We start from the raw sequence: 10,583 nt of genomic DNA, 5'->3' as shown, positions 1-10,583 counted from the left end.
TGCAGGGGGGACCCTGTGGGAGAGTAGGACGCCGCCGAACAATCATTGTGGGAAAGCCCCGCACCTTATGGTGCGGGGCTTTTCTGCGTTCAGGGCCGTATTCCTTTCGGTGTGCGGGCCGAAGGTGGGATACGCCTCTCTCAGAGGCGGCCGGCTGCTTTCAGGGCGAGGTAGGCGTCGGCCAGGGACGGGGCGAGCGTGTCGGGGGAAGCGTCGACGACGGTGACGCCATGGCGACGGAGCTGGTCCGCCGTACGGTCACGCTGGGACTGGGTCTGGGTGGCCGCGGCGGCTTCGTAGACTCCTTCGAGGGTGCCGCGCGCGCCTGCCATGGCGGCGATCCGCGGATCGCCGACCGAGGCCACCAGGACCGTGTGGCGCTGGGTGAGCTGAGGTAGTACCGGGAGGAGGCCCTCTCCGATCGGGGCCGCGTCGAGAGCTGTCAGAAGGACGATGAGCGAGCGGCGCGGGGCGCGGGACAGGGCCGTGGCGGCGAGGCCGCGGGCGTCCGTCTCCACCAGCTCCGGTTCGAGCGGGGCGAGGGCGTTGACCACCGCGGGCAGGACATCGCTCGCGGACCGGCCCTGGACCTGAGCGCGGAGGCGACGGTCGTAGGCCACCAGGTCCACGCGGTCGCCGGCTCGGGAGGCGAGCGCGGTGAGGAGGAGAGCGGCGTCCATCGCGGCGTCCAGCCGGGGGACGTCGCCGACGCGGCCGGCCGAGGTACGGCCGGTGTCGAGCACGATGAGGATGTGGCGGTCGCGCTCGGGGCGCCAGGTCCGGACGGCGACCGCGGTCTGGCGGGCGGTGGCACGCCAGTCGATCGAGCGGGTGTCGTCGCCCGGGACGTACTCGCGGAGGCTGTCGAACTCGGTGCCCTCCCCACGGGTCAGCACGCTGGTGCGGCCGTCCAGTTCGCGGAGGCGGGCCAAGCGGGACGGCAGGTGCTTGCGGCTCGTGAAGGGCGGGAGGACGCGGACCGTCCAGGGGGCCTCGTGGTTGCCCTGTCGAGCGGCGAGGCCGAGGGGGCCGTATGAGCGGACGGTGATGCGTTCGGCTCGGCGGTCGCCCCGGCGGGTGGGGCGCAGGCTCGTGATGAGGCGGCGGCGCTCCCCGGCCGGGACCGTGAGTTTCTGGCGGGACGCGGCCTGCTCGGTGCCAGGGAGCCAGCTGCTGGGCGGCCAGGCGTCGCGGAGCTTGGCGCGGAGCCGGCGGCGGGACGTGTTGGTGACCGTGAGCTGGACTTCTGCCGCGTCACCGAGTCGAACGGATGTGTCACCACTTCGGGTGAACTGGAGCGTTCGTACTGGCGCGGCCAGGGCGTAGTCGCACAGAATTGCTAGTGAGAGGGGCGCGTTCACCGCGAGCATCCCCGTCCAGCTGGGGGCGAGGATGCCGACGGGGAGCGATCCGAGGGCGGCGAGCAGCGCGGTTCGTCCGGTGAGGGCCATGGGGCGCTCTTCTCAGCGGGGGACGGGGACGTGGGCGAGGATCGAGTTGATGACGGAGTCACCGGTGACTCCCTCCATCTCGGCCTCGGGCCGCAGGTGGATGCGATGACGCAGGGTGGGCAGCGCGAGGGCCTTCACATCGTCCGGGGTGACGTAGTCCCGGCCGGTGAGCCAGGCCCAGGCGCGGGCGGTGGAGAGCAGGGCGGTGGCACCTCGGGGGGAGACCCCGAGCGTGAGCGAGGGGGATTCACGCGTGGCACGACAGATATCGACGACATAGCCGGCGATCTCGGGGGAGACCGCGACCTTGGCCACGGCAGCCCGGGCGGCTTCGAGTTCGGCGGGACCCGCGACCGGACGGACACCGGCGGCCTTCAGGTCGCGGGGGTCGAAGCCCTCGGCGTGACGTGTGAGGACCTGGATCTCGTCGGTGCGTGAGGGCAGAGGAACCGTCAGCTTCAGGAGGAAGCGGTCCAGTTGGGCCTCGGGGAGGGGATAGGTGCCCTCGTACTCGACGGGGTTCTGGGTCGCAGCGACCAGGAAGGGGTCAGGGAGGGGCCGCGGAGTGCCGTCGACCGTGACCTGACGCTCCTCCATCGCCTCCAGGAGGGAGGACTGGGTCTTCGGGGGCGTGCGGTTGATCTCGTCGGCCAGCAGCAGGTTGGTGAAGACCGGGCCCTGTTGGAAGGAGAACTCAGCGGTCCGGGTGTCGTAGACGAGGGAGCCTGTGACGTCGCTCGGCATGAGGTCGGGGGTGAACTGGACACGCTTGGTGTCGAGTTCGAGGGCGGCGGCGAGCGAGCGGACCAGCAGGGTCTTGGCGACTCCCGGCACTCCTTCGAGGAGGACGTGTCCCCGGCAGAGCAGGGCGACGACGAGACCGGTGACGGCGGGGTCCTGGCCGACCACGGCCTTCGCGATCTCGGTGCGCAGGGCCTCCAGGGAGGCGCGGGCGCTGTCCGAGTTCGTATCGGTCTCGGGGGTCGGGGCGCTCATGAAGTGCGTACCTCTCTTTCGAGGGCGTCGAGTTGGTCCGCCAGGCGGATGAGAGTGGCGTCGTCGGCGGGAGCCGGGCCGAAGAGGAGGGTCCTGGGATCCGCGGTGGTCTCGGGGAGACGGGCGGAGAGCGCGGGGAGGAGGCGCTCGGGGGAGTGGGCGTCCTGGACGGGGACGCCGAGGAGCGGGGCGATGCGGGTGCGGGTCGCCGCGCGGAGGACGGTGGCGGCGCGGTCGCGGGCGTTCGCCTTGCGGTAGAGGCGAGCGCGGCCCTCGGTGGTCTCCGAGGCGCGGACGGCGACGGGGAGGTGCTCGGTCACCAGGGGGCCGAGGCGGCGGCCGCGCCAGATGGCGGCGAGCAGGGCGGCGAGGGCGAGTTGGAGTGTGCCCCACAGCCAGCCGGAGGGGATGAGAGCGAGGAAGTTGTCCGTGGTGTCGCCGGCGGGTGCGTCGGTGGTGGCCGAGGTGTCGGCGAGGGAGGGGAGGTACCAGACGAGATGGGGCTGGGAGCCGAGGAGTTGCAGGGCGAGCGAGGCGTTGCCCTGCTGGTCGAGACGGTTGTTGTAGAGGATGTCGGGCGAGCCGAGGAGGACCGTGTCGGTGGTGCCGTTGTCGCGGGGGAGGCGGACCAGGGTCGGTCTGCCGTCGGCGGGGTAGCAGGCGTCGGCGTCGGTGCCGGGGGTGACGACGTAGCGTTCGCCGCCGAGCTCGACGCTGCCGGCGCGGGTGGCGGCGGGCAGGGTGCAGGAGGGGACGCGGTTCGCCACCGGGGAGTCGGCGGCTGTGGTGACTTCCGGGGCCAGAGTGGAGAGGGAGGCGGGGCCGGCGCCGAGGAGGACGGTGCGAGCCGTGGAGTTGGCCATTGTCGCGCGCAGGGCGACTTGTTGAGCGTCCGTCAGCAGGTCGGGAGTGGTGACCAGGAGGGTGGATCGGGGGTCCGTCGCGGCGGTGGCTTCTTCGAGTGTGGTGGCGGTGGTGACCGTGACGCCGCGGTCCCTGAGGAGCTCGGCGACGGCGCGGCTGCCGGTGGGGTCCGCGGAGCGGGGATCCAGGGCGCCGTGGGATTCGGTGGAGCGGACGGTCGCGAGAGCGAGGCCGCCGATGAGGATCAGGGCGAGGACGAGGGCGGCGCCGCGGGCGCGGGTCCAGATCTGACGGGCGGACAGGGCGGTCGAGGTGGACTCGACGGCCGGTCGGCTCATGAGGGCGCCCCTGAGGAAGCGGTGTCGAGGGTGGGGCGGGTCCGCTCCAGGGCGGTGTCCAGGTCCTCGATGCGGCGGTACGCGGGCTCGTCGGCGGTGCGGCCGCCGTATGTGACGTCGTCGAAGGCGCGGGCCGCGAGACGCAGGTCGTCCGCGTGGGAGGGAAGCGAGCGGCCAGCCTCGGCGGCGGCCTCGTCGGCGGTGCGACCGGGACGGGGGTCGAGCAGGGCGCGCTCTTCGAGGGAGCGGACGATGGCCCGCATCCGTTCCTGGACGGCCGCGTTCCAGTGGCCGGCGGCGGCGTGGCGGGTGGCGGCCGCGCGGTGCTCGTCGGCGGTTCGGGGGCCGTTGTCGAAGAGGGAGTCACCGGCCGCGCCCGGTGACCGTCGGGGAGTACCGAGGCGCCACCACAGGGCGGCGACGAGGGCGATGACGACCAGGACGACGGCGACGAGGCCCACGACGCCGCCCGGGGTGGCTCCGGAGGCGGCGCTGAACAGGTCGTCGATCCACTCCCAGAAGCGGTCGAGGCCGCGCTGGAGGAGGTTCGGATCGTTCGCGTGGTACATCGGATCGGACAGCTCCCGCTCCGCCGCCTCACGGGCGGGGACGCGGGAGATGTCCACCAGTACGTCGCCGTCGGCGCGCAGGAGCGTGCGTGGTGCGGTCGTTCCCCCCGGGACCGTCACGGCATCAGCCCCCGAGGGTCTCGTCGCCCGCGGTGGGGCCGTAGCCGGGGAGGCCGGCGGCCCGGGCCAGTTCGAGGTCCAGGGCTTCGCGGCGGATGCGCTGGTCCACGTAGAGGAAGACCGTGACGCCCGCCGAGATCGGGTAGGTGATCGCGCTGCTGAGTACGCCGCCGATGCCGGTGGCGATCAGGAACGGCCAGCCGAAGGTGGTGGTGGAACCGGTGAGCAGGCCGGAGAAGCCGTCGCCGTCGACCGCGATGCCGATGATGACGAACGGGATCGAGACGATCATGGCGAAGACGAAGATCAGCAGCTGGGTGAGCAGGGTGATGCCGAAGATCCGCCACCACGAGCCCTCCACCAGCTTGGCCGAGCGCTTCAGCGACGTCATGATGCCCTGGCGCTCCAGCATCAGGGCGGGGGAGGCGAGGCTGAAGCGGATGACCAGCCAGACCATCGTCGCGGTGGCGCCGAGTCCGAGGAGCAGGACCAGGGCCACGCCGGCGGCGCCGCCGATCAGGAGACCGGGCAGCAGGCCGACGAACAGGATGCCCGCGCTCAGGGCCGCGATCAGCAGGGTCAGTCCGACGAGCTGGAGCAGGCGCGGACGGGCCTCGCGCCAGGCGTCGCCGACCGAGACCGGGCGGCCCACGACGGCGCGGCTGATGACGACGGTCAGCAGGGCGGCGCAGGCCAGGGAGGCCATCAGCGTCACGAGCAGGGCGGGGGCGAGCCCGACCAGGGAGTCCTGGGCCGACTGGACCGAGTACTCCAGCTGCTCGGCGGGTGTCGCGTCGGGGTTGAGTGCCGGCGTCGCGGGGACGAGGTACCGCTCGGCCAGGATGCTGGCGATCTGGGAGATCACCGCGACCGTGACCGAGATGGACAGCACGGTGCGCCAGTAGGTGCGCAGGGTCTTCACCGAGCCGTCGAGGATCTCGCCCATGCCCAGGGGGCGCAGCGGGATCACGCCCGGCTTCGCGGCCGGCGGCCTGCCCCAGTTGGTGTTCGGGGGCGGGGTTCCCCAGTTCCGGCCGGGGGCCGGGGGCGGCGTCTGGCCGGTGGGCGGGGTCCACCGGCCGGCGGGCGGCTGGTCCTTGGACCACTGAGGGGCGGAACCGTTCGCGTCGACGGGGGTGGTGGGCCGGGGGATCCCGGAACCGTCCTGGCCGTCGGAGGGGGCGGATCCGGGCGAGGTCCAGCCCGGAGTGTCGTTCACGGTCGTCCACCTCGGGGAAATGGTCGCGGTGCCGGATCGGCGAAACCGGCTCGGTCACGGCGGCCGACACCTGGCTCGGCGGCGGGCCGGGTGCCATCGTGCCACGCGGGGCCCGCCCGTGGGCGGGAGCGGCCGTCTCGTTCGTACCTTTGCCCGGACCTTCATTGTCCGGGCGGTAGGCGGCACACTGTGCGAATGCCCGACCAGGACGCGCGATCCGTGCGACGGCGGGCCGAGAGGCGCGCGATCCACGAGGTCGCGGCCCGAGCTGGGGGAGACGCTGTGGGACAGGTCACGGCAGGTAACGATTGGCTAATGGGATGATGTCGATATGAAGGGACGCGTTCTTGTCGTCGACGACGACACCGCACTGGCCGAGATGCTCGGCATCGTGCTGCGGGGTGAAGGGTTCGATCCGTCGTTCGTCGCGGACGGTGACAAGGCGCTTGCCGCATTCAGGGAGGCCAAGCCTGACCTGGTGCTGCTGGACCTGATGCTGCCCGGAAGGGACGGCATCGAGGTGTGCCGGCTCATCCGGGCCGAGTCGGGTGTGCCGATCGTCATGCTCACCGCGAAGAGTGACACCGTGGATGTGGTGGTGGGCCTGGAGTCCGGGGCCGACGACTACATCGTGAAGCCGTTCAAGCCGAAGGAGCTCGTCGCCCGTATCCGGGCACGGCTGCGGCGGTCCGAGGAGCCGGCGCCGGAGCAGCTCACCATCGGTGACCTGGTCATCGACGTGGCCGGGCACTCCGTGAAGCGGGAGGGGCAGTCCATCGCCCTGACCCCGCTCGAGTTCGATCTGCTCGTCGCGCTGGCGCGGAAGCCGTGGCAGGTGTTCACCCGTGAGGTCCTGCTGGAGCAGGTCTGGGGCTACCGGCATGCGGCCGACACCCGGCTGGTGAACGTGCACGTCCAGCGGCTGCGCTCGAAGGTCGAGAAGGACCCCGAGCGCCCGGAGATCGTGGTGACCGTCCGTGGCGTCGGTTACAAGGCGGGACCGAGCTGACATGAGCAGAGGCAGTACTGCTCCGCAGCCCGGGGACCCGGGAGACCGTACGGGGCGGGCTGCCGGACCGGGGCGGGGGGGCCCGCGTTTCGGCCGTCTGCTGGGCGGGCGGCTCCTCAACGACGGGGCGCCGGGTGGACCGGTGTTCCGGCTCCTCGCGCGCTGGGTCCGTCGACCGCTGCTGCCCGCTGTGCGGCTCTGGCGGCGGAACATCCAGCTCAGGGTCGTCGCGGGCACCCTGCTGATGTCCCTCGGAGTGGTGCTGCTGCTCGGCCTCGTCGTCATCGGGCAGGTCCGCAACGGGCTGCTCGAGGCCAAGGAGAGGGCCGCGCAGAGCCAGGCGGCGGGGGGGTTCTCCGCCGCGCAGGACCGGGCGGCGACCACGCCGTCGGCGCCCGGCCAGCAGGACGGCGCGCGGACCGGCGTGTCCGTGAACTGGCGCTCCACGCTCGTCGAGCAGCTCGCCAGTGGCGGGCAGAGCGCCTACAACGTGGTCGCGCTCTCCCTCGACAGCGGTGACACCGCGAGCCGCGGCGCCCGCGCCTCGGGCGAGGTCGACCCCACCACGAGCATCCCCGCCGACCTGAGGCACTCCGTCGCCCAGGGGGCGAACACCTACCAGAAGTCCACCCGGATCCACTACACCAGCGGCAAACCGTCCGAGGCCGGGCTGGTGATCGGCAAGCGGCTGAACGACGCCGACGGCACCCCGTACGAGCTGTACTACCTCTTCCCACTGACGCAGGAGGAGGACTCGCTCACCCTCGTCAAGGGCACCCTCGCGACCGCCGGGCTGTTCGTCGTCGTGCTGCTCGGCGCCATTGCCTGGTTCGTGGTCCGGCAGGTCGTCACGCCCGTCCGGATGGCCGCGGGGATCGCCGAGCGGCTCTCGGCCGGCCGTCTCCAGGAACGGATGAAGGTCACCGGCGAGGACGACATCGCGCGGCTCGGCGAGGCCTTCAACAAGATGGCCCAGAGCCTCCAGCTCAAGATCCAGCAGCTGGAGGAGCTGTCACGGATGCAGCGGCGGTTCGTCTCCGACGTCTCGCACGAGCTGCGCACCCCGCTGACCACGGTCCGGATGGCAGCCGACGTCATCCACGACGCCCGGGTCGACTTCGACCCCGTCACCGGGCGTGCCGCCGAACTTCTCGGCGATCAGCTCGACCGTTTCGAATCGCTGCTCTCGGACCTTCTGGAGATCAGCCGCTTCGACGCGGGAGCGGCGGCTCTGGAGGCCGAGCCGATAGACCTGCGCCAGGTCGTGAGCCGGGTCATCGGCGGCGCCGAACCCCTCGCCGAGCGCAAGGGCACCCGGATCGTCGTCGTCGGCGACGACCAGCCCGTGGTGGTCGAGGCGGACGCCCGCCGGGTGGAGCGGGTGCTGCGCAATCTCGTCGTCAACGCCGTCGAGCACGGTGAGGGCCGGGACGTGGTGGTGAAACTCGCCGCAGCGGGCGGGGCCGTCGCCGTCGCCGTCCGCGACTACGGGGTCGGACTCAAGCCGGGCGAGGCGACCCGGGTCTTCAACCGTTTCTGGCGCGCCGACCCCGCCCGTGCCCGCACCACCGGCGGTACGGGCCTCGGCCTGTCGATCGCGGTGGAGGACGCCCGGCTGCACGGCGGCTGGCTGCAGGCCTGGGGCGAGCCCGGTGGAGGTTCGCAGTTCCGGCTGACCCTGCCGAGGACCGCGGACGAGCCGCTGCGCGGCTCCCCGATGCCGCTGGAGCCCGAGGACTCCCGGCGCAATCGCGAGCAGGCCGCCGCCGGGCTCGTACAGGAGAACGCGCGCCGAGTGGCGGTTCCGGCGCAGCCCGCCGGGGACCGGCCGTCGCTCCCCGGACCGCCGAGGCTGCCCGCGTCGCCGCGGGCGACCGTCGACCCGACGGCCCTGCCGGGCAGCGGAGCCCGGGTGGTGCCGCGAGCGGCGACGGACACCGACGGCGGTGCGGTCGGCACGGCGACGGCCGGGGGAACCAGGAACGCGGAGCGGGAGGACGGGACACGTGGGCGCTGACTCCCGAGAGGGGCGCGCGGGGCGGGGCCGGAGCGTTCGGGCGGTGGTGCTCGCCGCATGCGGCGGGCTTGTCGTCACCGGGTGCGCGACGATGCCCGACAGCGGGGAAGTACAGCCGGTGAAGGGGGCGAACCCCGGCGACTCGCAGGTGCGGGTCTACGCCGTCGCCCCGCGGGCGAACGCGGATCCGGACGAGATCGTCGACGGCTTCCTGGAGGCCATGACGAGTGACGACCCCGGCTTCGCCACCGCCCGCAAGTACCTGACGGCGAAGGCCGAGCGGAGCTGGAAGCCCGAGCAGAGCATCAGCGTGCTCACCACCGCGCCCGCCCGCGACCCGGCCGACCGCAATGCCGACCCGGACAACCAGGGCCGTGCCTACCCGCTCTCCGGCCGGAAGATCGCGACGGTGGACGCCCGGCACGCCTATCAGCCGATCAGCCCCGCCAAGTACCTCCAGTCGATCCACGTCGTGCAGCAGCCCGCCGCGGACGGCAAGGGCAAGGAGTGGCGCATCGACAGCCTGCCGCCCGGCCTGGTGCTCGGGGAGGCCGATTTCCTGCGCAACTACCGGTCGGTCAACAAGTACTACTTCGCCTCCCGGGAGGACTGGCTCGTCGCCGACCCCGTCTACATCCGGCAGCGGCAGGACCCGGTCACCCGGATGGACCCCGTGACGCAGACGGTCAAGGCGCTGCTCGAAGGGCCGACGAACTGGCTGAAGTCGGCCGTCGACTCGCAGTTCCCGTCCGGTACGGAGCTGAAGCCGGGGGTCACCTCGCTGGCGACGGACGACCAGTCCACGCTGAAGGTGCCGCTCAACGCCCGGGCCGACCGGGTCAGCGGCGAGGCGTGCCGGCGGATGGCGGCGCAGCTGCTCTTCACCCTGGGCGACCTCACCTCCGTACGCGTCGAGCAGGTCGAGCTGCAGAACTCGGGCGGCGGGGCGTTGTGCCGGCTGGGCAAGGGGCAGGCGGCCGAGTTCGCGGCGGTCCGCAGCACCGGGTCGGAGGAGAACCCGTACTTCGTCGATGAGCACGGCAAGCTGATGATGCTGACGGTCCGGGAGAAGGAGGCCGCCGCGCCGACCGCGGTGCCGGGGCCGTTCGGCAGTGGGGCGACGCCGCTGACCTCGGTCGCGGTCGACCGCGGCGAGACCCGGGCCGCCGGGGTCGGGGCGAACGGACGCGATCTGTTCGTCTCCTCGATCACCACGGAGCAGGATCCGCTGCCGGCGGTGCTGACGAGCAAGGCGGCCCGGCCCACGGACCGGCTCTCCGCACCGAGCTGGGACGGCCGGGGCGACCTCTGGGTCGCCGACCGCAACCCCGCGGCGTCCCACCTGTGGATGGTGCCGGGCGGCTCGGGTGATCCCGTCGAGGTCCGTACGCCGTGGCTGGTGGAGGGCATGCGCGTGGAGGCCCTGCGGGTCTCGGCGGACGGGGTACGGATCGCCCTGCTGGTCAAGCAGGGGGAGCGCACCACCTTGCAGATCGGCCGTGTCGAGCGGCAGAAGGCGGGGGCGGAGCCCGCGGTGTCGGTCGTCGACCTGCAGCCCGCCGCGCCGCGCATGGAGTCGGTCACGGCCGTCTCCTGGGCCGGGCCGAGCCGGCTGGTCGTCGTCGGCAAGGAGGCGGGTGGCGTCCAGCAGATCCGCTACCTCCAGACGGACGGCTCGACCTCGGCGAGCTCGGTGCTGCCCGGCCTGAGCGGCGTGACCTCGGTCGCCGCGCCGAACGGCGACGGGACGCCGGTGGTGGCGAACTCCGGGAACGACGGCATCGTCCGGCTGGCGCCGGGGACGAACTGGCAGCCAGTGGTCAAGGCCAGCGCCTCGCCGGTCTACCCCGGGTAGGGGCGCGGGAGGGGCGGGTCGTAGGGGCCTGCTGGGGGAGTGGGACGGTCCCTCGGGGCCGGGGCCTCCGGGGCCTGGGCCGGGTCCTCCGTGCTCGTGTCGCGGGGGTGGTCCGCAGGCCGTGTCGCGGGGCGGATGACGCAGG

General features: G+C 72.7%; 8 protein-coding genes. 3 read left to right on the top strand and 5 right to left on the bottom strand.

Translation table 11 applies throughout. From position 1 onward, the window contains the following. Positions 1-140: 140 nt before the first annotated feature. From ACWFR1_RS28865 to ACWFR1_RS28845, 5 genes are read right to left on the bottom strand one after another with little or no spacing between them, the layout of a single operon-like run. Positions 141-1,451, bottom strand: a complete 1,311-nt coding sequence (locus tag ACWFR1_RS28865; protein WP_453556144.1) for a DUF58 domain-containing protein — start codon at positions 1,449-1,451, stop codon at positions 141-143. 12 nt (positions 1,452-1,463) lie between these two features. Beyond that, complete coding sequence (locus ACWFR1_RS28860; RefSeq protein ID WP_453556141.1) at positions 1,464-2,447, bottom strand: AAA family ATPase; 984 nt, start codon at positions 2,445-2,447, stop codon at positions 1,464-1,466. After that, positions 2,444-3,649 (bottom strand): DUF4350 domain-containing protein, encoded by a 1,206-nt coding sequence (locus tag ACWFR1_RS28855; protein WP_453556138.1) that lies wholly within the window; start codon positions 3,647-3,649, stop codon positions 2,444-2,446. Before ACWFR1_RS28855 ends, ACWFR1_RS28860 begins: the two co-directional genes overlap by 4 nt. Then, on the bottom strand, positions 3,646-4,338 hold the full coding sequence (locus ACWFR1_RS28850) for a DUF4129 domain-containing protein (protein ID WP_453556135.1): 693 nt from the start codon (positions 4,336-4,338) through the stop codon (positions 3,646-3,648). Before ACWFR1_RS28850 ends, ACWFR1_RS28855 begins: the two co-directional genes overlap by 4 nt. Before the next feature lie 4 nt (positions 4,339-4,342). Next, complete coding sequence (locus tag ACWFR1_RS28845) at positions 4,343-5,557, bottom strand: DUF7544 domain-containing protein (RefSeq protein WP_453556132.1); 1,215 nt, start codon at positions 5,555-5,557, stop codon at positions 4,343-4,345. Between the two features lie 331 nt (positions 5,558-5,888). On the opposite strand from ACWFR1_RS28845, the gene mtrA reads away from it, so the two are divergent. From mtrA to ACWFR1_RS28830, 3 genes are read left to right on the top strand one after another with little or no spacing between them, the layout of a single operon-like run. Then, positions 5,889-6,566: a two-component system response regulator MtrA gene (gene mtrA / locus ACWFR1_RS28840; RefSeq protein WP_024758631.1), complete on the top strand. Its 678-nt coding sequence runs from the start codon at positions 5,889-5,891 to the stop codon at positions 6,564-6,566. A 1-nt stretch (position 6,567) separates the two neighbouring features. Next, a complete protein-coding gene (gene mtrB, locus ACWFR1_RS28835) occupies positions 6,568-8,583 on the top strand; it encodes an MtrAB system histidine kinase MtrB (protein ID WP_453556128.1) in 2,016 nt (671 codons plus the stop codon). Between the two features lie 46 nt (positions 8,584-8,629). Further along, a complete protein-coding gene (locus ACWFR1_RS28830; RefSeq protein WP_453556147.1) occupies positions 8,630-10,438 on the top strand; it encodes an LpqB family beta-propeller domain-containing protein in 1,809 nt (602 codons plus the stop codon). The last annotated feature ends 145 nt before the right edge of the window (positions 10,439-10,583 follow it).

Source organism: Streptomyces sp. NPDC055103, assembly GCF_053607625.1.
Note: the sequence above shows the minus strand (reverse complement) of the source record. Positions and strands in the feature narration are given on the sequence as shown.

Coding starts and splice junctions, on each gene's coding strand:
- ACWFR1_RS28855 (WP_453556138.1), bottom strand. CDS start 3,649: ATGAGCCGACCGGCCGTCGAGTCCACCTCGACCGCCCTGTCCGCCCGT.
- ACWFR1_RS28865 (WP_453556144.1), bottom strand. CDS start 1,451: ATGGCCCTCACCGGACGAACCGCGCTGCTCGCCGCCCTCGGATCGCTC.
- mtrB (WP_453556128.1), top strand. CDS start 6,568: ATGAGCAGAGGCAGTACTGCTCCGCAGCCCGGGGACCCGGGAGACCGT.
- ACWFR1_RS28860 (WP_453556141.1), bottom strand. CDS start 2,447: ATGAGCGCCCCGACCCCCGAGACCGATACGAACTCGGACAGCGCCCGC.
- mtrA (WP_024758631.1), top strand. CDS start 5,889: ATGAAGGGACGCGTTCTTGTCGTCGACGACGACACCGCACTGGCCGAG.